We start from the raw sequence: 23,871 nt of genomic DNA, 5'->3' as shown, positions 1-23,871 counted from the left end.
ACCGGACAGACAGGGTTCACGAGGTCGAGGGGGCACGTTGCGCCATGGGCGTTCAACTGAAAGGCCGAACCGCCACGCTGCTGCGTGACGACCGGGGACAGGCCGCGATCGAGTTCACCGGCATGGTCCCGGTCATCCTGGCCACGGTCATCCTGCTCTGGCAGGCCGCGCTGATCGGCTACACGTTCTCGCTCGCGGGGAACGCGGCGGACGAGGCGGTACGGGCCGGAGCGGTGGCCCCGGACGGGGCGCGGACGCCGGCGTGCCGGGCGGGGGCGGAGAAGAACGTGTCCGGGGCATGGCGGGTGACGGGCGTGAACTGCTGGTCGGACGGGTCCGAGGTCAAGGCGAACCTCTCGATCCGAGTGCCGCTGCTCTTCCCCGGCGTCAACATGCCGTTCTCCGTCCCTGCCCACGCCTCCGCGGTAAGGGAGAGCTGAACCATGCCGACCATGACCATGCTGAGCAGGTGGAAGCGCCCGCACATCACTGCCAGGAGCGGCCGGGACCGGGACCGGGGCCAGGCCGCCGTCGAGTTCGTCGGCGTGATCTCGCTGCTGCTGGTGGTCGCCCTGGCGGCGATCCAGCTCGGCATCGCCGGGTACGCCATGCAGCAGGCCGGTACGGCGTCCCGCGCGGCGGCCAGGGCGGCCACGTACCGCGAATCCACCGTGACGGCGGACCAGGCGGGGCGCGCGGCGCTCAGCGACTGGCTGGCCGGGCGCAGCGGCTTCACCGTGGTCCCGGGGGCCCAGCAGGTGAAGGTCACCGCCAGGGTGCCGATCCCGTCGGTCCTCCCGCTCTTCGACCTGCCGGACGCCCGGCGCAGCACGGTCATGCCGCTCGACTGACCGGGGTACGGATCGCTCCGTACCCCTACCACCACCCACCCCTACCACCCACCCCTTCCACCACTACCACCGCACCAGCAGAACCAGGGAGTTGAGGAGCATGAGCCTCCGGGCGCGCATCAGCAGCCCCGAACCGACGAACGGGCAGAGCGAGGAGAGTCTTCTCGTCGGGGTCTACCGCGCCAAGCTCCTGGAGGAGATCGACCTCGCGGAGATGTCCGCGCTCGCCGCGGCCGAGCGGCGGGCCCGGCTCGAACGCGTGCTGGGCCACATCATCAGCCGCGAGGGACCGGTCCTCTCCACCGGCGAACGCACCCAGCTCATCCGCCGGGTCGTCGACGAGGCGCTCGGGCTCGGCATTCTGGAGCCGCTGCTCGAAGACGCCTCCATCAGCGAGATCATGGTGAACGGCGCGGACCAGGTCTTCGTCGAGCGCAACGGGCGGCTGGAGCTGCTGCCCATGCGCTTCACCTCCAACGAACAGCTGATGCAGACCATCGAGCGGATCGTCTCGACGGTCAACCGCCGGGTCGACGAGGCGAATCCGATGGTCGACGCCCGCCTCCCGTCGGGCGAGCGCGTCAACGTGATCATTCCGCCGCTCTCCCTCACCGGCCCCATCCTCACCATCCGCCGCTTCCCGCGCGCCTTCACCCTTCAGGAGATGATCGGCCTCGGCTCGCTCGACGAGCAGATGATGGTCCTGCTGGCCGGGCTGGTGCGCGCCAAGTTCAATGTGATCGTCTCCGGCGCCACCGGCACGGGGAAGACGACCCTGCTCAACTCCCTCTCCGGGCTGATCCCCAACGGCGAACGCATCGTCACCATCGAGGACTCGGCCGAACTCCAGCTCCAGCAGTCGCATGTGATCACGCTGGAGAGCCGCCCCTCGAACGTCGAGGGCAAGGGCCAGATCACCATCCGCGACCTCGTACGCAACTCCCTGCGTATGCGCCCCGACCGCATCATCGTCGGTGAGGTCCGCGGCGGTGAGACCCTCGACATGCTCCAGGCGATGTCCACCGGTCACGACGGATCGCTCGCCACCGTCCACGCCAACAGCGCCGAGGACGCGCTGATGCGGCTCCAGACGCTGGCGTCCATGTCGGAGGTGGAGATCCCGTTCGTGGCGATCAAGGACCAGATCAACAGCGCCGTCGATGTCATCGTCCAGCTCACCCGGCACGCCGACGGCTCGCGCCGGATCACCGAGATCGCCATCGTCGACTCCCACGGACGGGAGGAGTACCGGATCGTCTCCGTCTGCCGCTATCTCGCCCGGCCGATGAGCTCCGACGGCCGGATCCACGGCACGTTCGAGTACTACCCGCTGCCGCGCCGGATCGCGGAACGGCTCTACCTGAAGAGCGAGCCCGTACCGCCGGCCTTCGGGGTCGCGGCCTCCGAGGGGGAGCTGGCCGTACGCCGGACGGCGGCCTGAGGACCGCGCCCGTCGCCACCACCCGTAACCCACCACCCGTCAACCACACCCGCCACCCGCCACCCGCCACCCACCACCCGTCCCCCCCCCACACACACAGTCCCCGTCCACCGAGAAGGTCCCGCACGACATGGATAATCTCCCGCTTCTGACGATCGGCGTCACACTGCTCACCTGTGTGCTCGGGGTCATCGGCGTGCACGTGTACGCGTCGGGCAAGTCGCAGCAGCAGATGCTCGTCGACCGTATGTCCCAGACGGGACAGATGGAGGCGGTCACCGGCCGGCGCCGCCGCTTCGCCGGCCTCGACCGATGGCTGCGCAGGAAGTCGTTCGGCAAGCGCATCGAGCGCAAGATCGGGGCGACGGGCCTCGATCTGACGGTGGGCGAGTACGTCGTGTACGTGGCGGCCGGGCTGCTGGCGCTGTACTTCGTCGTCGGCGCCGTCTTCGCGCCCTTCTTCGGCGTCCTGGCCCTGCTGATCGGGGTCTGGGGCGGCAACGCCTTCCTCAACTGGCAGCGGGTGAAACGTACGGAGGCCTTCATCAACCAGCTGCCCGAGCTGACCCGCGTCCTCGCCAACGCCACCCACGCCGGGCTCGCGATGCGCACCGCGCTCGCGATGGCCGCCGAGGAGCTGGAGAATCCGGCGGGCGAGGAGCTGCACCGGGTCGCCGACCAGCTCGCCGTCGGCCACTCGCTGGACGACGCCCTCGGCGAACTCGCCGACCGGCTGCCCTCGCGCGAACTGGTCGTGCTCGTCACCACACTGGTGCTCTCCAGCCGGGCGGGCGGCCAGGTGGTCAGCTCGCTGCGCAACCTCACGGAGACGCTGGAGGAGCGCAAGGAGACCCGCCGTGAGGTCAAGACGATGCTCTCGCAGGTGAAGGTCACCGCACTGGCGGTTCCGCTGCTCGGCCTCGGCTTCCTGCTGATGATCAACGCGACGGCACCGGGAGCGCTGGACAAGATGACGGGCTCGGCAGTGGGCCAGGTCGGCACCGTCGTCGCCTTCGCCCTGTACTCCGTCGGCTATCTCCTGATCGGGCGCATGTCCCGGGTCAAGGTCTGAGAAGGGAGGGGACAGACACATGATGGGACTTCTCTACGCCGTCCTCGTGGGACTCGGCGTGTACGGCGTCTTCCACGGCGTACGCATGTACCGCGCGGACGCCCGGCTGCCGGGAGACCTCGCGCTGGCCCTGGAGGTCGGCGCCACCCGTACCACCGCCGTGGGATCGGGGATCGACCGGCTCGGCATGCGCTGGGCGCCCAGCGTGCTCAGGATGATGGGCCCCAAGCGCGTCGACGCGCTGCGCCGACGGCTCGACATGGCGGGCAACCCGGGCGGTATGACCGTCGACCGGTTCGCCGCCCGGCGCGCGGTGTACGGCGCCCTCGGCGCGCTCGCGGCCCTCGCGATGCTCACCAGGGGGCAGACGGTCGTCGCGCTGGTCGCGCTGGCGTACGGGCTGGTCTGGCCCGACGTGATCATCAGGGCGGCCGTCCGGCGCCGTAAGTCGGACATCGAGCGGACCCTGCCCGACTTCCTCGACGTCCTCGCCGTCGTGGTCTCCGCCGGTCTGGGGTTCCGCCAGGCGCTGGAGCGGGTCGCGAGCAAGTACAGCGGCCCCTGGGCCGACGAACTGAGCGTGACACTCCGCCAGATGGACATGGGCGTCAGCCGTCGCGACGCGTTCGAGCAGCTGCGCAAGCGCAACGCCTCCGAGCAGGTGTCGATGTTCGTCACCGCGCTTCAGCAGGGCGAGGAGCTGGGCGCCCCCATCGTCGACACGCTGATCCAGATCGCCAACGACATGCGCCGCGCGGACGCCCAGAGCGCCCGGCGCAGCGCGGCCCAGGCCGTACCGAAGAGCACGCTTGTCGTGACCATGGTGATGCTGCCCGCCACCATGATTCTGATCGTGCTCAGCTTCTACTACGGATCCGGCGTCGACTTCGCGAGCATTCTCTCCGGATGACCGGCATCCCGGAGACGGCGGAGACGGCGGAGACGGCGGAGACTGCCGAGGCGGCGGAGACTACCGAGGTGGCCGAGGTGGCCGAGGCGGCTGGGTCGGGCGTGACGACACGGACGACCCGCACCGTCAGGCTGACCGCGCCGCGACGACGGGGCCCGCAGCAGACGACCCCCCACGCACAGAACCACCCACAGAACCACCCACAGACCCACTCACCGCCCCACCCCCAGACGTACCCCCAGACGTACCCCCAGACGCACCCCCAGCCCCACACGCGCCCGCTCGAACGGGAGGTGACCCCCATGGCTCAGAAGACCCTCACCCTCACGGGCGGGAACACCAGCGAAGTACCGCGCTCGGCCGTAATCGCCCCGAGCCGGCTGCCCTCGCTGCCCATCCAGGTCAACGCCCTCCAGGCGCTCTGCCGGCAGACCTTCGGCTTCCGCCTGGCGATGATCGCGCTCGCCGCGCCCTTCGCCCTCGCGCGCACGTCGTCCCCGCTGGTGACCTGGCTCGTCGGCGCGGCCGTACTCGTCACGTTCATGGTGTCGTACGTACTGCTGCGCGACTGGGAGCGGTTCGGGCCGATCCTGCTGCGCCATCCCGCGCTGCTCGGCGCCGACATGTCCTTCGGCGCGCTGCTCCTGGTGACGGCGTCCCCGGACTCGCCGCTCGCGTACGTCACGATCTGCACGCCGCTGCTCGCCGGGCTGGTGTACGGCTGGCGCGGCGCCGCCGTCTTCGCCGTGCTCCAGTCCCTGATCGTCGCCGCCGCCTATGCCGTCAACCCCCCCGACGCGAAAGCCGGCTTCACCGCGCTGCTCCTGCCGGGGCTCTGCGTCATCGCGGGCGCGATCGGCAGCACCCTGCGCAACCTCATGCTCGGCTTCGGCGCCGCCAGCCAGGCCCTGACCGAGGCGCGCGCCCGGCTCGCCGTGGCCGGCGCCGTCGAGGAGGAACGCGCCCGGCTCGCCCGCGAGATGCACGACTCGGTGGCCAAGACCCTGCACGGCCTCGCGATGGCGGCCGACGGCCTGGCCGGCTCGGCCGACCGGCTCGACCCCGGGACCGTCAAGCGCCAGGCGGAGCTGGTGGCGCGTTCGGCGCGCCGGGCGGCGGCCGAGTCACGCGAGCTGCTCTCGGACCTGCGGCGCGAGTCCGGGCTCGACGGCGGCGTCGACGTACTGGCCGAACTCGCCTCCCGTACGAACGACTTCGCGCGCCGCCACGGGGTCGAGGCGACCTTCAGGCAGCTCGGCGACGCCTCCGTACCTCCCCTGCCGCACGCCGTCGCGCGGCACGCGCTGACCATCGCCACGGAGGCGATGGAGAACGCGCAGCGCCACGCCCACCCCACGTACGTGAACGTCGCGGCAGGGATCGTCGGCGATGTGCTGCGCATCAGCGTCTACGACGACGGTCCCGGCCTCCCGCCAGGCACCACCCTCGACGACCTCCGCCGGGCCGGCCACTTCGGCCTGGTCGGGATGGTCGAGCGGGCCGCCTCCATCGGGGCCCGGATCCGGATCGGACGCGGCAGGGCGGCCCGGGGCACGGAGGTACGGCTGGACCTCCCGGCCGTGGTCCTGGCCGCGGCCACGGGCAGGCCCGTAGCACCCCTGAGGAACTGACCCGCATCACACCGCACCGCACCACGACCCTGTTCCCCACCACGACCCTGTTCCCCACACTCTGAGAGGAGGCCGCAGCCATGCCGGACGACATCGCGAGCCCGTCCCCCACACCGGTACCGCCCGTACCGCCCGTACCGACCGCTCCGTCTGTATCGCCAGGACCGCCCGCACCACCAGAACCGCCAGCACCGCCAGCACTTTCGGCGACATCTGTGGCACCCGAAGCTCCCGCAGGACTCCCCGCCTTCCCACCGACGATGCCCGCCGCTCCGGCGCTGCGCGTGGTGGTCGCCGACGACAACCCGGTCGTACGCGCCGGTCTCACCGTCCTGCTCTCCGGCCGTGACGACATCGAGGTCGTCGCGGAGGCGTCGGACGGCCGTCAGGCGTACGAGCAGGCCCTGCACGCCCGGCCCGATGTCATCCTGCTGGATGTGCGGATGCCGGGCGTCGACGGCATCTCCGCCCTGCCGCACCTGGTGCGCCTCGCGCCGGTGCTGATGATGACGTACAGCCGGGAGAGCCGGATCGTCCACGAGGCGCTGCGGCTGGGCGCCGGCGGCTATCTCGTCCACGGCGAGTTCACCGCCGACCAACTGGTCCACGCCGTACGGGACATCCAGCAGGGCCGGGCCCACTTCAGCTACTCCGCCTCCAGCGCCCTGCTGGCGACGGTGCGGAGCGGTGTCCCGGGAGGGCCCGGCGGGTATGACGGCGTGGGAGGGGCGGAGCCGCTGCCGGAGGGGCTGGGGACGGCGTTCACGGGCCCCGGCTACATACCCGCCGTTCCCGAGCAGTCGTCTGCAACCGCACACGGTGCCTCGCCGGGGCATCCGCCGTACTTTCCGCCGATGCCGCCAACAAACTCGCAGGTGAGGCAAGTTGAGCAAGGGTTGAGCAGGCAACAATTCACTCAAGATGCTTCGCTTTCGCAAGCGGATGTGGCACATTCGTTCCAGGGACGGCAGCAGGCCGTACCCACCGGGCATCCCGCGCCACGCGGGAACCTCTACTCCGAGTTGAGCCAGCGGGAGGTGGAGATCATGGATCTGATCGCGTCGGGCATGACCAATCAGCAGATCGCCGCCGCCTGCTTCATCAGCCAGAAGACCGTCAAGAACCACATCAATCGCATCTTCGCCAAGCTGAACGCCGCCAGCCGCGGCGAGGCCATCGCCCTGTGGAACGGCACCGCGCGAGGGGGTGCGCCCCGCCATGCGTAAGCGCCTCTCCGCCCCCGTCCGACGGGCCCAATCCCCGCGTTGGGCCCGCAGTTGGGCCCGCAGGCCCATGGCGATGGCCACCTCCCCGGCGTACGTTTCTCATGTCGCCAGCGAGACCGGCCAGGAGGAAGCCGGAATCGCGAACGACACCAAAGACTCGTACGAGTCGGCCGGACTGCGGCCGGCCGACACCGGAGGAGAACACCATGTCGAACATCACGCTGAAGGCCGCGACCGCCACCAAGGTCTACGTCGGCACCTGGGCCAACACGGCGGTCACGGCGATGAAGACCCGCCGCGACAAGGGCCAGGGCGCTGTCGAGTACGTGGGTGTGATCGTGCTGGTGGCGCTGATCATCGCGGCGATCGTGGGCTCGGGTGTGGCGGCGACCATCGCGGACGCTCTTACCGCCAAGGTCGGCGAGATCGTCGGCGGTGGCGGCGGCGCGTGATCACTCGTAGGACCAGCGAGTCAGGGCAGGCCGCTCCCATCTACATCACGATGGTGGCGGGCCTGCTCTTTCTCGCGCTCGCGTTCTTCGCGGTCGGTCAGGCAGGGGCGACGCGTAACGGTGCGCAGTCCGCGGCGGACGCCGCGGCTCTGGCCGCCGCTCAGGAATCCCGCGATGTGTTCCGCGCCGATCTGCTGGCGAATCTCCTGACTCCCGGATATCTCGACGGCGTCTTCAACGGCAACCCGATCGGCACCCCCTACGGCTGTGGGGCCGCGGCCCGTTTCGCGGACGAGAACAAGGCCGATCTGGACGGCTGCGGCCGCTCCGGTGCCTACTACTGGGGCTTCAGGGTCGACGTCATCACCCAGAAGCCGGTGGGCGCCAGCATTCTGCCGGGCACGGAGACCAAGCACGCCAAGGCGCACGCCACGGCGATCGTCCAGCCCCGGTGCACTTTCAAGGCCGCTGAAGTGGAAGAGGAACAGCCAGGCGACGGGGGCGACCCGGCGGACGGGGGCGACCCGGAGGACGTCGAACCGTCGTCACCGGGGGAGCTCCAATGCGGCGGCAGGGACCCCTGGGAGATCGATCCGAAGCATCTGGATCTGCTTCCGGACATGGCCGACCTCTTCACTGTCCGACTGGCCAAGGACTGACCGGACCGCGAGCGAACGCAAAGGAACAGGACTCATGAGTGTGTGGCACGGAGCGAAGGCGCGCAGGGCGGCGGGAGCCGCCCTCGCCACGGTCGCGCTGAGCGTCTCCCTCACCGCCTGCGGAGGCGACGGCGGGGACAGCGGCAAGGACAAGGACCAAAGCGCGAGCGCCAGCGCGTCGTCCTCCGCTCCTGGCGACGCGAAGCCCAAGGACGGCGGTGGTGACGGCGGCACGACGGTGCCCGACACCAGTAAAACGCTGGTGACGATTAATGGAACCAACGGATTCCAGTTCGTTATCAATAGCGCGGACCGTGATGACGGCGGATTCCTCACAGTGATGGGAAGCATCAAGAACACCACGAACAAGCAACTCGCCTTCCCTATCGTATGGAACGGCCAAGAGTCTCAGGTGCTTCGAACCGGACGGTCACTGGCCGGCATCACCCTGGTGGACAAGGCGGAGAAGAAGCGTTACTACGTCTTGCGTGATACGGATGGCTACCCGTTGACCACAACGGGGATCGCTCTCCTCAAGGCCAACGAGAGCGTGGACTTCTTCGCCCAGTTCCCTGCCCCGCCCGAGTCCACAACCAAGGTCGACTTCCAGCTTCCCCTGATGCCCACCGCCACGATTGAGATCTCCTGATGCCTGCCACGACGCCCCCCGGGCTCCGGGCGGCCAGGCGTCCCGCCACCACCGCTCTTGCCGCCGCCGTGCTCCTCGCCGGCGTTCAGCTGACGCTCGCGTCCGGCGCCCGCGCCGACGAGAGTCCGAGCACACCGCCCGGCACCGAGTCGACGTCCCCGCCGCCCGAGGTGGACGGCAACGCGCCCGGTCTCAAGCTCCGTTCGGGCGCCACGCTCGCGCCGGCGAAGGTGCTGGACATCATCTCCGTCGTCGAGTCCGAGGGCGGCGACGAGCGCCGTGAGGACACCAACGAGAACGTGAAGTTCGCGCTCCAGGCCGAAGTCCTCTTCGGCAAGGACAGCGCGACACTCAGCAGCCAGGCCAACGGCCGTATCGCCGCCATCGCCAACGAGATCAAGAAGCAGGGCACGTCGAAGGTCCGTGTCTTCGGCTTCACGGACAACCTGGGCACGTACGCGCACGGCAAGGTGCTCTCCAAGCAGCGCGCCGACGCGGTGCAGAAGGTTCTCAACCAGCAGCTCAACGATCCCTCCATTACCTACGAGATCCGCGGCTACAGCGAGGACTATCCGATCGCGGACAACGGCACGGAGGAAGGCCGCAAGAAGAACCGCCGCGTGGAGGTTTCCTTCCCGCGCGGTGGTTAGAGGGAGCCGGCGACGGTTCGCGGAAGGCCCGGTCCACGGCGGAGAGCGATGACGCCGAGGGCCGGGCCCTTTTCTCTGCCCGTTCCCCCGGACCGTTCCCTTGCCCGTTCCCTTGCCCGTTCCCCTGACCATTCGCCCTGCCCCTTACCTCTTCTTTTTGAGCCCGGAGTTGGGCCCCAGGGCCCAGGACTGGGCCCGTTCGGGCGCCTAATCTCCCTCATATGTCGCCACTGGGGGTAGTGCGTCAGATTTGTCGTCGAGTACGCGCGTCCATGCCGCGCACGGATGTCCGCCTGCTGGGGCTGCGCAAGGCGCAGCGTGGGCAAGGGGCCATCGAGTACGTCGGCCTGGTGGCCGTCGTCGCCGGGATTGTCGCCGCGCTGGTGCTGACCGGGGTCGGGCCGGTCATCGCCGACGGGATGCGTACGCAGTTGTGCCGGATCACCGGCGGCGACAACTGCGGTGGCGTAGGGGACGGTGGCGTGCAAGGCGCCGGTGAGGAGGAGGCGGCGCCCGTCCCCGTCCCCGATCCTGTAACCGCCGACAGGGACGAGGCCGTGGACCGGAGCGGCGACGTCCCGGGGACCAGCCAGGCCCAGCTGGACTACGAAGCCGCGCTGAAGGAGCTTCAGGACGCCCAGGCCGACGAGAAGTCCGACTCCGACAAGGCCAAGGAAGCCGCCAAGGAGCTGGCGAAGATCCTCGCCGACGAGCTGGGGATCACCGACGCGCTGGACTGCGTGACCAAGGGCGACATGGGCGCCTGCACCGAGACGCTGGTCAACATTCTGCTCAACCTCGTCGGCGGCGCCGTCGGCAAGCTCGCCGCCAAGTACGGCGCGCCCTGGAAGTGGAAGAAGGCCGTCGAGCTCGTACGGACGCTGAAGAAGCACGGCGATCAGCTGTACGACAGCATCAAGGGCCTGATCAAGAACCGTAAGCGCGTCGGCAAGGCCGAGGACAAGGTCGCCGACGCCCGCAAGGCCCTCGACGCCGAGAAGCAGAAGAAGCCCGGGGGAGAGAACGGGAAACAGGACGGCAAAAAGGATGGCAAACAGGACGGCGATGCGGATGGCAATGCAGACGGCAAGCCGAAGGACCCGCCCGCCACCTGCCCGGTGAGCCACAGCTTCCCGCCCGGCACTCCGGTACTCCTCGCCGACGGCGGTCGCACGCCGATCGAGAAGGTACGGGCCGGGGACGCCGTCCTGGCCGCCGATCCGCTCACCGGCCGGACCCTGGTCCGGCGGGTGACCCGGACGTTCACCACCCACGCCGACAAGGAGTTCACCCGGCTCACGGTACGTACGGACTCGGGCACCGCCTTCGTCACCGCCACCGACACCCACCCGTTCTACCTCGCCGGCCTCCACCGCTGGCGCGACGCAGGCGACCTCACGCCGGGCGACCTGCTCCGCACCGACCGCGGTGCCGCGCTGAAGGTCCTCACCGTGCGCCACTTCGTCCTGCGGCAGACGACACACGATCTGAGCGTCGCCGGACTGCACACCTACTACGTAGGTGTGGGTAATAGCGCCGCCCTTGTCCACAACAACAGCTGCGAGTGGCCCGTCGCCGACAATGTGCCGGGTCCCGCCGCCGGTAAGACGCTGAGGCGGCCACACCACCGGCACACCATCAAGGGATCGGTCGGCAGCGAGGTCAAGGAGTCGAACACCGTCATCCTCGACGGAATGCAGAAGAAGATCGACGACGACATCAAGGGAATCGCCGAGGGGAAGGCGAAGCTCGACCCCGACGGGAACACGTATCGCATCAACGGACGCGGCTACGAAGTGAAGTCGAACGGCACGGTTTTCCCGAAAGAAGGCCCCGGACTCGTCAAACTGGACCGGGTCGAATACTCGGCGCTCCAGCTGATCGTCAAGGGGGACGCCAAATCGCTCAAGCAGCTGGAGATGAACCCGAAGTTCAAGAACAATCCCCAGGCGGTCGAGAAGGCCCGCAGCATCTATGAGGGAACGTACGCGTGATCGTCATCTGTAATTTCCTGCTCGGCCGGGCGCTGTCCCCGGCCGAGCAGACCGCCGCCCTCGCGGGGGCGGTACGGCTCGACCCCGGCCGGGTCGATGTCCGCCACGCCGACAGCGACCAGACCGACCGCGACTGGGAGGCGCCCGTCCTGTGCACGTACCACTCGGTGCGCGGCGATGTCGTACAGAGCCTGGAGGTGCAGCTCCAGCCGGCCACCCAGGCGCCGGGCGTTCCCGCCGACGAGCCCGCGCTGGCGGTGGAGTTCGCCCGCCGGGCCGGGGTCGCGGTGCTCTACCCGGACGACCGGACCGACCCGGAGACGTACTGGCTGACCGCCCCCGACCCCGCGTCGCCAGGCTCGGGCGCGGCCACCGCGGTCCGGGCCCGGCTGGTCGCCTCGGACGACGATCCGCCGTCGTACACCGTGGACGCCGTCGAGACGCCGGTGGCGGCCTTCCCCCGCGCCCAGGTCGGCCCGCTCGCCGAGATCCTGCGGTCGGAGCCCGTCCCGACCCCCGTGGCGGCGGCTGTCGCCGCGGCCGTCGGCTCGGAAGGCCCTGCCGTCGTATCGCTGTACATCTGGGAGCGGCTGGGCCGGCGGATGGCGGCGGGCTGGCCGCCCGGGGGACGGTATCTGCCCGAGCTGTACGCGGAGGGGCTGGCCGCCCGCGACCTCTTCGACGAGCAGGCGGCCCGCCGCGCCCCGGCCGAGCGCGCGGCGCTGCTGAACGCCGTCGCCGAACTGGACGAGCTGTTCCTGACGCACACGGTGGACGACGGCGGAGCCGCGCTGCGCGCCGCGGGGGTACAAGCCGGGGCGAGCCCGTGGTGGCGCCGGGCGCCCGCGAAGCCGCCGTGGCCGTCCGACGGCTGACCGAGAGACGAACAGGGAGTGGGGAGACCGCGCATGGACAAGGACAGGGACAGAGACGGGGACAGGGACCGGACACGTACACGTACACGGGTACGGGTACGCCGGGCCGCCGTGCGCGCCGTGGCGGTCGTGCTCGCGCTGGGGCTCGCGGGAGCCTGCGGAGGAACGCGAACCGGAGCGGATACGGACGGGGATGCCGCGCCCGCCACACAGGATCAGTCGCGCACCCCGACCACCCCAGCGACCCCCTCCGCGAACCCGACCGGCCTCGCCGGCGTCGGCGCGAGCGACGGCAGAGTGCTGGACCAGAGCGAGTTGGACGCGGCGGTGCTCGCCGACGGTGATGTGACGGGCTTCCGGGTCGCTCCGATGGACGCGCCGCCGCCCGGTGGCGAGAGCGCGGACACCGCCGCCTGCGCGCCCCTCACCGCCGTGCTCAACGGCAGGCCGGAACCGCGCGCGAAGGCCGTCGCCTACCGGCAGTTGGCCGGTTCCGAGAACGGTTCCCCGGCCGTCTCCGAGTTCCTCACCGCCCACGGCACCAGGGACGCCACCGTCCTCGTCCGCGAGCTGCGCGCCGCCGTCGAGAGCTGCGCCGGCGGCTTCACCGCCAAGGGCGGCGGCGAAGGCCCGTCTTCCTATACGGCGGTGAAGCGGCTCCGGGTGCCCGACGTGGGGGACGACACCCTCGCCTACCAGCTCACCGGCGACTTCGAGGGCACGCCCGTACCGCTGGTGTTCCAAGTGATACGGGTGGGCGGTACGGTCGCCACCTTCTACACCGCGAACCTCGAAGGCGCCGCGACCCCGGAACTGCCCGGGGCCCTGCCCGCGGCCCAGGCCGCCAAGCTCACGTAGCGCCGTCCCGCCCGGCGTCACCGGCGTCGCCGTCGATGTCACCGTCACCGGCGCCGTCCACGCTCACCGTCACCCGCCCCCCGGGCCGCAGCCCCCAGCGCGCCATCGCCCCGGCCTCGGCCTCCAGCACATGGCGGGCCTTCAGCCGGGGCAGCGGGAGCCGGCCCGGTTTGAGGGTGTGGACATCGACGACGTTCAACTCCTCGTCCAGATAGGCCACATCGATCGGGAAGCGCATCCGGAAGGTGTGCACGCTGTTGCACGGCGTGATCAGCAGCGCGCCCTCGATCCCGTCGCGGCCGAGCAGTCCGCGCCGCCGTGTCCCGTACGAAGCGGCGATCTCCAGGGCGACCGGGGAGTCCTGCCCCTCGACCGTCAGCTGTCCAGTGCCGTTGCGCCAAGTACCCATGGCCAGACCGTAACGCCTGCCCCGTCGGCCGCCGTAGCGTCCGGGGCGCTTCTGGGTCCTGGGGCGCCCCGAGTTGGGCCCCTGGACCCACGACCGGGCCCAGCGGCCCGCTCTAGGGTCGGTGCTGTGTACGCCACGCTGATCGCCGCCGCCGCCCTGTGGGGCGTGGCCGCCGGAATCCCGCTGCCGCGCGCCGCCTACCGGCTCTCGGTCGACTCGGACGTTCCCTGGCGCGACACCTGTCCCGCCGGCCACGCGCTCACCGGCCCGGTCCGGGGCTGGCTGGGCCGCCCCGTCTGCCCGCCCTGCGCCACCACACCGGTACCGGACACCGGCACACCGGCACACCGGACACCGGACACCACCCGCACACCGGACACCCGCACACCGGACACCCGCACACCGGACACCACCCGCACACCGGACACCACCCGCACACCGGACACCCGCACACCGGACACCACCGGCGCGCGCTACGGCGGGCTCGTCGCCGTCCCCCTGCTCACCGCCCTCGTCTGCGCCGCGCTCGCCGCCGGCACCGGCGCCCGTCCGGAACTGGCCGTCTGGCTGCTACTCACCCCGTTCGCCGTGCTGCTCGCCCTCGTGGACCGCCGGGTCCACCGGCTCCCCGACCAGGTGACCCTGCCGCTCGCCGCGGGGGCCGCGGTGCTGCTGGGCGCCGCCGCGCTGCTGCCCGGCAGCGCGGGTTCGTATCCGACGGCGCTGCTCGGCGGGCTCGCGCTCGGCGGCTGCTACGCCGTGCTGTTCCTGATCAATCCGAACGGCCTGGGCTTCGGGGATGTGAAGCTCGCGCTCTCGCTCGGCGTCGCGCTCGGCTGGTACGGCTGGCTGGTGCTGTTCGTCGGGGCGTTCCTGGGGTTCCTGCTGGGGGCGGTGTACGGGGTCGGGCTGATGCTGCTGCGCCGGGCCGGCCGCAAGTCGGCCATTCCGTTCGGCCCCTTCATGATCGTCGGCGCGCTGCTCGGCATCCTCCTGGGCGCTCTGGCCGCCGCCTGACGTGGCGTGACGCCGCCTGACGCGGCCTGAGGGGAAAAGCGTTCGCGGCCCCGGCAACAGCTCTGCCACCATCGCCGCCATGACATCGTCCACCCCGACCCGTACCTTCGACGAACTGGTCGCCGAGGCCGCCGCCGTCCCCGTCGACGGCTGGGACTTCTCCTGGCTGGACGGCCGCGCCACCGAGGCCCGGCCCCCTTGGGGATACGCGCGGGCGATGGGGGAGCGGGTGGCCCGCGCCTCCGCCGTGCTGGATCTCCAGACCGGCGGCGGGGAGATCTTCGCCCGCGCCCTCGAACCGCTCGCCCTCGAACCGCTCGCCCTCGAACCGCTCGCCCTCGAACCGCTCGCCCTCGAACCGCTCGCCCTCGAACCGCTCGCCCTTGAGCCGCCCACCCTCGAACCGCGCGCCCTCGTACCGCCCGCCACCGCGCCGACCCGGCCCGTGACGGCCGTAGCCACCGAGGGGTGGCCGCCGAACACCGTCCGGGCCGCCGCGCTGCTCCGGCCCCTGGGTGCCACGGTCGTGGCCGCCGCCGATGTGCCGTCGCTGCCGTTCGCGGACGGCGCCTTCGACCTGGTGGTGAGCCGTCACCCGGTCACGGCGTGGTGGACGGAGATTGCCCGCGTCCTGCGGCCGGGCGGGACCTACTTCTCCCAGGAGGTCGGCCCGGCCAGCGTCTTCGAACTCGTCGAGTTCTTCCTCGGGCCGCGGACCCCGGAGGAACGGGCCGTACGCGACCCCGAGCGGGCCGCGCACGCCGCCCGGGCGGCCGGACTCGACGTCGTCGACCTGCGCACGGCGGCCCTGCGCACCGAGTTCCACGACATCGGGGCCGTCGTCTACTTCCTGCGCAAGGTGGTGTGGATGGTGCCCGGCTTCACCGTCGAGCGGTACCGCGACCGGCTCGCGGAGCTGCACCGCCGGATCGAGGCCGAGGGACCCTTCGTGGCGACGACGACACGCTTCCTGATCGAGGCGGTCAAGACCGGCCGCCGGCCGGTCTGAGCCCGTACCGCTCGTTCCGTACCACTCCTGAGCGTTACGGGACGGTGTGGCGCATACTCGCCACACCGGGGTCCAGAGCGTCGGAAACCCCTTTTCCTGCGCTTATGTGAGGGAGCGGGCCGCCCGGGACGCGCCCGAACACCGTCGGGGCGCGTTGAATCCCCCATCAACGCTCACGAAGGGTTATGGTGGGAACCCCCCCTCGGGCCGGTCCGTATCCCCCCCCACGGACCGGCCCGTTTTCTCTGCCCGTCGGTGTGCCCGCCGACATCCCGGCGGTATGCCCGTCGGTGTGCTCGCCGACATCCCGCCGACATCCCCTCGGCATCCCCGCCGGAATCCTTACTTCCGGTCGGCCCAGATGTTCGTCCCCTTCGTGTCCACCGCGAACGTGTCGATCTCCGCCAGCTCCGCCGCCGTGAGCCCGGGCGCCCCCACCGCCGCCACGTTCTCCTCCAGCTGCCGCACACTCGACGCCCCGATCAGCGCCGACGTCATCCGCGGATCGCGCAGCACCCACGTCAGCGCCAGCTGCGCCAGCGACTGCCCCCGCCGCGACGCGATCGCGTCCAGCCCGCGCAGCCGCCGCAGCACCTCGTCCGACAGGAGATCCGGGTCGAGGGACTTGCCCTGCGTGGCCCTGGACCCGGCCGGAATGCCCGTCAGGTACTTGTCCGTCAGCAGCCCCTGGGCGAGCGGTACGAAGGAGATGCAGCCCATGCCGGCCGTCTCCAGCGTGTCCAGCAGCCCGTCGTCCTCCGTCCAGCGGTTGATCATCGAGTACGACGGCTGGTGGATCAGGGCCGGGACGCCCATCTCCCGCAGCAGCCGCGCCGCCTCGGCGGTCTGCGCCGCGCTGTACGAGGACACCCCGGCGTAGAGCGCCTTGCCGCGCCGCACCGCGGAGGCCAGCGCGCCCATCGTCTCCTCCAGCGGGGTGTGAGGATCGAAACGGTGGGAATAAAAGATGTCGACGTGGTCGAGGCCCATCCGCTTCAGAGACGCGTCCAGCGAGGACAGCAGATACTTCCGGGAGCCCCATTCACCATAAGGGCCGGAATGCATGAAATAACCGGCCTTGGTCGAAATGATGAGTTCATCCCGGTAGGCCGAAAAGTCCTGAGCGAAGATCTTGCCGAAATTCAACTCTGCGGAGCCCGCCGGTGGCCCGTAGTTGTTCGCCAGATCGAAGTGCGTCACCCCCAGATCGAAGGCGCGACGCAGGATCGCACGCTGGGAATCAAGGGTTCGGTCATCGCCGAAGTTGTGCCAGAGGCCGAGGGAGATCGCGGGCAGTTTCAGGCCGCTGCGGCCACTGCGCCGGTACTCCATGGATGCGTACCGGTCATCGGCCGCGCGGTAGGAGGGTGAATTGTTCATGCTTCCCTCCCTATCACGGACTCGTTATCGCGCAGTTGTGACAGACCGGGTTGGGTGACCCTGGTGGGCGCGCAGTAATGTGTCGGCTTCGGGGTCCCCGGGCCGGCCCCAGGATCCCGTCGGTGGACGCGGCCGGTCCCCCTGTAATCGAGAGGTGGACTCAGTGAACTTGCGCGACCTGGTGTATGGGCTCTACGCACGCCGGGTGGAACGGCGCCTGGATCTCGCGCAGGCGCCCAAGCACATCGGCGTCATCCTCGACGGCAACCGTCGTTGGGCGCGGGCGTCGGGCGGCACGGCGGAGCAGGGACACAAGGCCGGCGCCAGCAAGATCCAGGAGCTGCTCGGCTGGTGCTCCGAGACCAATGTCGAGGTCGTCACGCTCTGGATGCTCTCCACGGACAATCTGAGCCGTCCCGAGGAGCAGCTGATGCCGCTCGTCGGCATCATCGAGAACGCGGTCACCGACCTCGCGGCCGACGGCCGCTGGCGCGTGCACCACGTCGGCACGATGGACCTGCTGCCCGCCCATACCCAGACCGTCCTGAAGGAGGCCGAACAGGCCACCGCCGGTAATAAGGGGATACTCGTCAATGTCGCCGTGGGATACGGCGGCAGGCAGGAGATCGCGGACGCGGTCAGCTCCCTGCTGATGGACCACGCGAGCAAGGGGACCTCCTTCGAGGACCTCGCCTCGATCGTCGACGTCGATCTGATCTCCTCGCACCTCTACACCCGGGGGCAGCCGGATCCGGATCTGGTCATCCGGACCAGCGGCGAGCAGCGGCTCTCCGGGTTCATGCTCTGGCAGAGCGCCCATTCGGAGTACTACTTCTGCGAGGTCTTCTGGCCGGCCTTCCGCAAGGTCGACTTCCTGCGCGCGCTGCGCGACTACGCGGCCCGCCACCGCCGCTACGGAACCTGACCCGGTCCTCCCTCCGGCGGGGTGCCCCAAGGGGTCGCAGCCGATTCACCACGGGTTCATCCACCGTCCGCCGTATGCCGTGGCATGGCGGCGCGTGTTCGAGGGAATACCTCTTCCAGGTCGGTGTCCGAAAAGATCAGGTCAGAGGACACCGCATCTCAGCGGACGGCATGGAGCCGTCCGCCCGGGAGGCCCTTTGCACCAGGACGACCGTGCGCCGAGTCGTACGGGCGACGTGGAGGGCCGGAGCGTCGGCCCGCGCATGGGGCCGGAGCCCGGTCGTCCGCCCGCGACGCCGTCGCACCCCGACCTCATCCGAGGGGGTACGTCCTTCCGTGGTGACCAGCACAAAGCGCCGCATGCCCGACAGGCGCACCTACGTTCTCGACACCAGCGTCCTGCTGGCCGATCCCAACGCCATGTCCCGCTTCGAGGAGCACGAAGTCGTGCTCCCCATCGTGGTGATCACGGAGCTGGAGGCCAAGAGGCACCATCCGGAGCTCGGCTACTTCGCCCGGCAGGCCCTGCGCCTGCTCGACGACTTCCGTATCCGGTTCGGCCGTCTCGACGCACCCATCCCCCTGGGTGATCTGGGGGGCTCGCTGCGCGTCGAGCTCAACCACTCTGATCCCGGCATCCTGCCCGCCGGCTTCCGATTGGGGGACAACGACTCACGGATCCTCGCCGTCGCGCGCAATCTCCAGGCCGAGGGGTACGACGTCACGGTCGTCTCCAAGGACCTGCCGCTGCGCATCAAGGCGTCGTCGGTCGGACTCCTCGCCGAGGAGTACCGCGCCGAACTGGCCATCACCGACCCGGCCAGCTCCTCCGGCTGGACGGGCATGAGCGAACTGACGCTCGCCGCGGACCAGGTGGACCTCCTCTTCACCGAGGAGACCCTCTATGTGCCCGAGGCGAGCGAACTGCCCGTGCACACCGGCCTGGTGCTCCAGTCCGAGCGCGGCAAGGCGCTCGGCCGGGTCACGCCCGAGGGCAACGTACGGCTCGTACGCGGCGACCGGGAGGCGTTCGGCATCCACGGCCGCAGCGCCGAGCAGCGCATCGCCCTCGATCTCCTCCTCGACCCGGACATCGGCATCGTGTCGATGGGCGGCCGGGCCGGCACCGGCAAGTCGGCGCTGGCCCTCTGCGCGGGTCTTGAGGCGGTCCTGGAGCGCCGGCAGCATCAGAAGGTGATGGTCTTCCGGCCGCTGTACGCCGTCGGCGGGCAGGAGCTGGGCTATCTGCCCGGCACCGAGGCCGAGAAGATGAGCCCCTGGGCGCAGGCGGTCTTCGACACGCTCTCGGCGGTCGCGGGCCGTGAGGTGATCGAGGAGGTGCTGGGGCGCGGCATGCTCGAAGTGCTGCCGCTCACGCACATCCGGGGCCGTTCGCTGCACGACGCGTTCGTCATCGTCGACGAGGCCCAGTCGCTGGAGCGGAACGTCCTGCTGACCGTGCTGTCCCGGATCGGGGCGAACTCCCGGGTGGTGCTGACCCACGACGTGGCGCAGCGCGACAACCTGCGGGTGGGCCGGTTCGACGGAATCGTGGCCGTCGTCGAGAAGCTGAAGGGGCATCCGCTCTTCGCGCATGTCACGCTCACCCGCTCCGAGCGCTCGCAGATCGCCGCGCTCGTGACCGAAATGCTGGAGGACGGCCAGATCTGATCGCTTATCACCACAGTTGGCGCCGCCCGGCGAAGCGCGACAGCTTAGCCGGGCGGCGCCGTGCTGCGCGGGCATTTCCAAGTAACCGCTGAGGCAAACGGGGTGTGAGCTTTCCCACGTAACCAAGAATTGCCTCGCGGTGCCGGTTCCGGCAGAGTCTTGCTTCCGTCAGGCCCCGCATGCGGCACACGTGCATCCCCAAGGATGCTGCACCACACAACTCAACAACTGCCGCCGCATGCCGCCCGTGCACCACGCGGCTCTTCCCGCAAGGGAATTGTCCATCGGGCCCGTGTCTCCCCGTGACCGAGTAGTGCGGAGGCCAGTGCCAGGGGCACGATCGCGCTCGCGAGGTCACGTGGGCGGGCGACGCTGGAAGGACACCGTGTGAGCCGGATCTCGGCGGTCCGGGGATTTGCTGTGGCATCTGCCACTGCGGTCACCACCGTCGGCGCTGTCGTGGGTGTTGCCTCGGGCGACCCCCAGACGACCTCGAACGATTTCGAGGCGACCGCAGCCGACATGACGCTTCTCGCAGACATCCCCGCGGGCCAGCAGGCCCAGGTGCAGACCGCGTCGCTGACGCAGCAGGCGGACGCGCAGGCCGCCGCCGCGGACTCCTCCGCACGGAAGTCCGCCGAGGAATCGGCGCGCCTCCAGGCGGCCAAGGACGCCACGGCGAAGAAGCAGGCCGCCGATGACGAGGTCCAGCGCGCGGCCGACGAGGCCAAGAAGAAGAAGGAAGAGGAGGAGCGCGCGAGCCGCAGCGAAGTGCGCTCCACCTCCACCGTCGGCTCGGGCTCCTTCCTCCAGAAGTCCTCCTACACGGTGGCCGAGGTCCAGGCCATCGCCCGGCAGATCGTGCCGGGCGACCAGTTCCAGTGCTTCAGCAACATCGTGGAGCGCGAGTCCACCTGGAACTACCTCGCGGAGAACCCCTCTTCGGGTGCGTACGGTCTGGTCCAGTCGTATCCGGGCAGCAAGATGGCCTCGGTCGGCGCCGACTGGCGGACCAACCCGGCGACCCAGATCAAGTGGGGTCTCGGCTACATGAACGAGCGTTACGGGAGCCCTTGCGGCGCCTGGTCGTACTGGCAGACCCACCACTCCTACTAGGAGTGGCCCGGTAGGCGTACCGCTCACACTCGCTTCGGCCGCGGGCCGTGTCCTCTCCACCCGGAGGACACGGCCCGCGGCCGTTCGCGTCCGCTCTGCCGGGGCCTCGCCGCGCCCGTGTACCGTTCGAATCGGACCACTCAGGGGGAGCGGGAGCGTGAGTGGGGAGACAGCCTGGGGGAAGAGGAAAACTCATGTCAAGAGTGCCAGCATGGCTGGGTCAGGTCGGCGCGGAGCTGAACCGGGTGGGAGAGCGCCTGGAGCAGCGGCGCGCCGAGGCCGAGGCCGACAACGACGGTGTGCTCGGCGCGGGATCCGCGTCCGGGGCCGCGTCCGGGTCAGGGTCCGGCGAGGGATCCGGTGACGGATCGTCCGGTGGCGGTGCCCGGGGCGATGCCTCCGCCTCCCTCGGCCACGTACCCGCCGTGCCGGCCAGGCCGGAGCCCGCCACCGCCATCCCCTGGGGGATGCGGGTCGCGAGCGAGGCCGCCTGGCGGCTGCTGGTGCTGGCCGGGATGCTCTGGGTGCTGATGCGTGTCATCAGCGCCGTACAGCTGGTCGTCGTGGCCTTTGTCGTCGCGCTGCTGATCACCGCGTTCCTCCAGCCGACGGTCGCCTGGCTGAAGCGGATCGGGATGCCGCGCGGGCTCGCCACCGCGTTGACGGCGGTCGCCGGATTCGTCCTGATGGGGCTGGTCGGCTGGTTCGTGGTGTGGCAGGTCATGGAGAACCTCGACGATGTCTCCAACCGGGTCACGGACGGCATCAACGAGCTGAAGCGCTGGCTGCTCGACAGCCCGATGCATGTCACCGAGGACCAGATCAACGATGTCGCCAAGTCGCTGAGCGACGCCGTCGGTTCGAACACCGCGAAGATCACGTCCGCCGGGCTCCAGGGGCTGACCGTGGTGGTCGAGCTGATGACCGGGATGTTCCTGGCGATGTTCTCGACGCTCTTCCTGCTGTACGACGGCCGCAAGGTCTGGAACTGGGCCCTCAAGCTCGTGCCCGCCCAGGCCCGCGAGGGTGTCGCCGGTGCCGGGCCGCGCGCCTGGTCCACCCTGACCGCGTATGTGCGCGGCACCGTTCTGGTGGCCCTGATCGACGCCGTCTTCATCGGCCTCGGGCTGTACTTCCTCAGCGTGCCGCTGGCCGTGCCGCTGGCCGTCTTCATCTTCCTCGGCGCGTTCATCCCGCTGGTCGGCGCGGTCGTCACGGGCGCCCTGGCGGTCGTCGTGGCGCTGGTCACGCAGGACGTGTTCACGGCGCTGATGGTGCTGGCCGTCGTCCTCGGCGTGCAGCAGATCGAGGGCCATGTGCTACAGCCGTTCATCCTCGGCCGGGCCGTCCGGGTGCATCCGCTGGCCGTGGTGCTGGCCGTCGCCGCCGGTGGTCTGGTCGCGGGCATCGCGGGCGCGGTGGTCGCGGTGCCGCTGGTGGCGGTGACCAATACCGTCGTCGGCTATCTGCGCGCGTACAGCCGGGAGCAGGAGCTGCGGAACTCGCCCCCGCCGCACGGCGCGACGGCACACGCCGTGGCCCCGACGCCGGCGCCCGCGACGGCACAGGCCACCACCACTTCCGCCTCCGCGCCCGTGGCGCCCGCTCCGGCCGTCGCCGAGCCGGGGGAGGAGCCGGCGTGATATCCGAACCGGAGCTGGAGGGCGAGGAGCCGGCGGCGCCGGTCCCCCGTCCGCGCGGCGACGGTGCCGGGACCGCCCCCGGCCCGGACGCCGGCTCCGGTACGTACGAGACGCTCGACGCCGAGGGCCCGCCCGGCGCCCCGGCCCGCCACCGCCCCTGGCTCTGGGCGCTCGGCGGCGCGGTCGTCGCCTCCGCCGTCTGGGCCGGCGGGCTGTACGCGTACGACCGGGCCGGCCCGGATCTGCGGGGGTACGGCGTCAGCCGCAACCTCTGCCTCGCCGCCGAGCTGCCCGCCCTGGCCGACCGCATCGGCAAGCGGACGGAGAACAAGGCGGGGTCGGACGAGACACCGGCCGTCGACCGGGCGGTCTGCCAGGTCACGCTGATGCCGGGCGGGCCGAGCGAGACGAAGGAGGGCTCGGGGCCCGCCACGTACGCCAACGTCCGGATCGACTACATCCGCCACAAGAAGACGGATCCGGCGCCGGAGTTCGAAGCGACCCTGACCGAGCTGACGCCCTCCGGGGACGGGGAACCCACCGTCGCCGGGGTTACCGGTCTGGGCGACCGTGCCTATCTGGTCAACACCACGCCGGGCGTCAACGCGCGGCTCAGAGTGCTGGACGGCCGGGCCGAGTTCGCGATCGACGTCAGCCTGGGGACGGTAGCGGTCGTCAGTCCGGTGACGGGCACAGGGGTCGACGCCGACCTGTCCGGTGTGTTCAACCTGTCCGATATCGAAGCCGAACTGATCTCCGACATGACGGACCTGATGGCCGCGCTCAAGAAGTGACCGGCCGCCCGGCGCCGCACACGGAGAGGCCCCGCGCACCCGGCTCGTATCCCGCCGGGCCCATGGGGCCTCTCTCGTTCCGTACCGGACGTCAGGCCGTGACGGCCTCCGCCAGCACCGCTTCCGCGTCCAGCGTCCTACCGACCGCCGTGACCACCGCGGCGATCTTGAACGCTTCCTGGATCGTCTCGCGGTCCACACCCGCCCCGCGCAGCACCTGCTCGTGCGAGTCGAGGCACTGGCCGCAGCCGTTGACGGCGGAGACGGCGAGCGACCACAGCTCGAAGTCGACCTTCTCCACGCCCGGCTTGCCGATCACGTTCATCCGCAGACCGGCGCGGAGCGTCCCGTACTCCGGGTCCGACAGCAGGTGCCTGGTCCGGTAGAAGACGTTGTTCATCGCCATGATCGCGGCGGCCGACTTGGCGGCCGTGTACGCCTCGGGGGTCAGCTTCTCCCGGGCCTCCGGCTCCAGCTCGCGCAGCACGCGCGCCGAGCGCGAGGCGATCGCGCAGGCCAGCACCGTGCCCCAGAGCTGCTGCTGGGGCAGCTCGCTGTTGCCGATGACCGAACCGAGGTTCAGCTTCAGATCCTTGGCGTAGTCCGGCAGCGCGGACTTCAGCTCATCGAGTGACATCCG

General features: G+C 70.4%; 24 protein-coding genes. 21 read left to right on the top strand and 3 right to left on the bottom strand.

Features of this window, described 5'->3' with window-relative positions:
• Positions 1-44 precede the first annotated feature (44 nt).
• The 14 genes from AB0389_RS29260 (at position 45) to AB0389_RS29195 (ending at position 13,268) form a co-directional block, all read left to right on the top strand.
• Positions 45-440 carry a TadE family protein gene (locus AB0389_RS29260; protein ID WP_366398513.1) on the top strand — a complete coding sequence of 132 codons (396 nt, stop codon included), beginning with the start codon at positions 45-47 and terminating at the stop codon, positions 438-440.
• A gap of 3 nt (positions 441-443) precedes the next feature.
• Entirely contained in the window at positions 444-851 is a 408-nt protein-coding gene (locus AB0389_RS29255) for a TadE family protein (protein WP_366398512.1), read from the top strand.
• A gap of 100 nt (positions 852-951) precedes the next feature.
• Complete coding sequence (locus AB0389_RS29250; protein ID WP_366398511.1) at positions 952-2,292, top strand: CpaF family protein; 1,341 nt, start codon at positions 952-954, stop codon at positions 2,290-2,292.
• Positions 2,293-2,422: 130 nt separating this feature from the next.
• Positions 2,423-3,364: a type II secretion system F family protein gene (locus AB0389_RS29245; protein WP_366398510.1), complete on the top strand. Its 942-nt coding sequence runs from the start codon at positions 2,423-2,425 to the stop codon at positions 3,362-3,364.
• A 22-nt stretch (positions 3,365-3,386) separates the two neighbouring features.
• Entirely contained in the window at positions 3,387-4,274 is an 888-nt protein-coding gene (locus AB0389_RS29240) for a DUF5936 domain-containing protein (protein WP_366398543.1), read from the top strand.
• Between the two features lie 302 nt (positions 4,275-4,576).
• The gene (locus AB0389_RS29235; RefSeq protein WP_366398509.1) at positions 4,577-5,905 is read left to right on the top strand and encodes a histidine kinase; all 1,329 of its coding nucleotides are present in this window, start codon (positions 4,577-4,579) and stop codon (positions 5,903-5,905) included.
• A 260-nt stretch (positions 5,906-6,165) separates the two neighbouring features.
• Complete coding sequence (locus AB0389_RS29230) at positions 6,166-7,131, top strand: response regulator transcription factor (RefSeq protein ID WP_366398508.1); 966 nt, start codon at positions 6,166-6,168, stop codon at positions 7,129-7,131.
• A gap of 206 nt (positions 7,132-7,337) precedes the next feature.
• Positions 7,338-7,583, top strand: coding sequence for a hypothetical protein (locus tag AB0389_RS29225; RefSeq protein WP_366398507.1), 246 nt, complete (start codon positions 7,338-7,340; stop codon positions 7,581-7,583).
• The gene (locus AB0389_RS29220) at positions 7,580-8,242 is read left to right on the top strand and encodes a pilus assembly protein TadG-related protein (RefSeq protein WP_366398506.1); all 663 of its coding nucleotides are present in this window, start codon (positions 7,580-7,582) and stop codon (positions 8,240-8,242) included. The genes AB0389_RS29225 and AB0389_RS29220 overlap by 4 nt, the downstream gene beginning before the upstream one ends.
• 34 nt (positions 8,243-8,276) lie before the next feature.
• Positions 8,277-8,891, top strand: coding sequence for a hypothetical protein (locus tag AB0389_RS29215; RefSeq protein ID WP_366398505.1), 615 nt, complete (start codon positions 8,277-8,279; stop codon positions 8,889-8,891).
• The gene (locus tag AB0389_RS29210) at positions 8,891-9,541 is read left to right on the top strand and encodes an OmpA family protein (RefSeq protein WP_366398504.1); all 651 of its coding nucleotides are present in this window, start codon (positions 8,891-8,893) and stop codon (positions 9,539-9,541) included. Before AB0389_RS29215 ends, AB0389_RS29210 begins: the two co-directional genes overlap by 1 nt.
• A gap of 272 nt (positions 9,542-9,813) precedes the next feature.
• Positions 9,814-11,535: a Hint domain-containing protein gene (locus tag AB0389_RS29205; RefSeq protein ID WP_366398503.1), complete on the top strand. Its 1,722-nt coding sequence runs from the start codon at positions 9,814-9,816 to the stop codon at positions 11,533-11,535.
• Positions 11,532-12,410 (top strand): hypothetical protein, encoded by an 879-nt coding sequence (locus AB0389_RS29200; protein ID WP_366398502.1) that lies wholly within the window; start codon positions 11,532-11,534, stop codon positions 12,408-12,410. Before AB0389_RS29205 ends, AB0389_RS29200 begins: the two co-directional genes overlap by 4 nt.
• 33 nt (positions 12,411-12,443) lie before the next feature.
• Positions 12,444-13,268, top strand: a complete 825-nt coding sequence (locus AB0389_RS29195) for a hypothetical protein (RefSeq protein WP_366398501.1) — start codon at positions 12,444-12,446, stop codon at positions 13,266-13,268.
• Here AB0389_RS29195 and AB0389_RS29190 read toward each other — a convergent pair.
• A complete protein-coding gene (locus tag AB0389_RS29190) occupies positions 13,261-13,677 on the bottom strand; it encodes a DUF192 domain-containing protein (protein WP_366398500.1) in 417 nt (138 codons plus the stop codon). The genes AB0389_RS29195 and AB0389_RS29190 overlap by 8 nt on opposite strands.
• Before the next feature lie 126 nt (positions 13,678-13,803).
• Here AB0389_RS29190 and AB0389_RS29185 point away from each other — a divergent pair, with 126 nt between their 5' ends.
• Positions 13,804-14,694, top strand: a complete 891-nt coding sequence (locus AB0389_RS29185) for a prepilin peptidase (RefSeq protein WP_366398499.1) — start codon at positions 13,804-13,806, stop codon at positions 14,692-14,694.
• 79 nt (positions 14,695-14,773) lie between these two features.
• The gene (locus tag AB0389_RS29180) at positions 14,774-15,703 is read left to right on the top strand and encodes a methyltransferase domain-containing protein (protein ID WP_366398498.1); all 930 of its coding nucleotides are present in this window, start codon (positions 14,774-14,776) and stop codon (positions 15,701-15,703) included.
• A 342-nt stretch (positions 15,704-16,045) separates the two neighbouring features.
• On the opposite strand, the gene mgrA is transcribed toward AB0389_RS29180, so the two are convergent.
• Positions 16,046-17,083: an L-glyceraldehyde 3-phosphate reductase gene (gene mgrA, locus AB0389_RS29175; RefSeq protein ID WP_366398497.1), complete on the bottom strand. Its 1,038-nt coding sequence runs from the start codon at positions 17,081-17,083 to the stop codon at positions 16,046-16,048.
• A gap of 163 nt (positions 17,084-17,246) precedes the next feature.
• Between mgrA and AB0389_RS29170 the strand changes: the two genes are divergently transcribed.
• From AB0389_RS29170 to AB0389_RS29150, 5 genes are all read left to right on the top strand, one after another.
• Entirely contained in the window at positions 17,247-18,008 is a 762-nt protein-coding gene (locus AB0389_RS29170) for an isoprenyl transferase (RefSeq protein ID WP_366398496.1), read from the top strand.
• Between the two features lie 335 nt (positions 18,009-18,343).
• Positions 18,344-19,678, top strand: a complete 1,335-nt coding sequence (locus AB0389_RS29165) for a PhoH family protein (RefSeq protein ID WP_366398495.1) — start codon at positions 18,344-18,346, stop codon at positions 19,676-19,678.
• 387 nt (positions 19,679-20,065) lie between these two features.
• A complete protein-coding gene (locus tag AB0389_RS29160) occupies positions 20,066-20,794 on the top strand; it encodes a transglycosylase SLT domain-containing protein (protein WP_366398494.1) in 729 nt (242 codons plus the stop codon).
• Positions 20,795-20,988: 194 nt separating this feature from the next.
• Positions 20,989-22,437 carry an AI-2E family transporter gene (locus AB0389_RS29155; protein WP_366398493.1) on the top strand — a complete coding sequence of 483 codons (1,449 nt, stop codon included), beginning with the start codon at positions 20,989-20,991 and terminating at the stop codon, positions 22,435-22,437.
• Positions 22,434-23,231: a hypothetical protein gene (locus tag AB0389_RS29150; RefSeq protein WP_366398492.1), complete on the top strand. Its 798-nt coding sequence runs from the start codon at positions 22,434-22,436 to the stop codon at positions 23,229-23,231. Before AB0389_RS29155 ends, AB0389_RS29150 begins: the two co-directional genes overlap by 4 nt.
• Before the next feature lie 91 nt (positions 23,232-23,322).
• On the opposite strand, the gene AB0389_RS29145 is transcribed toward AB0389_RS29150, so the two are convergent.
• Positions 23,323-23,868 (bottom strand): alkyl hydroperoxide reductase, encoded by a 546-nt coding sequence (locus AB0389_RS29145; protein ID WP_366398491.1) that lies wholly within the window; start codon positions 23,866-23,868, stop codon positions 23,323-23,325.
• Positions 23,869-23,871: the final 3 nt, after the last annotated feature.

Origin of the sequence: Streptomyces sp. NPDC093109, from assembly GCF_040701725.1 — a bacterium.
Lineage (GTDB): Bacteria > Actinomycetota > Actinomycetes > Streptomycetales > Streptomycetaceae > Streptomyces.
This window is presented reverse-complemented; position numbering and strand designations above follow the sequence as displayed.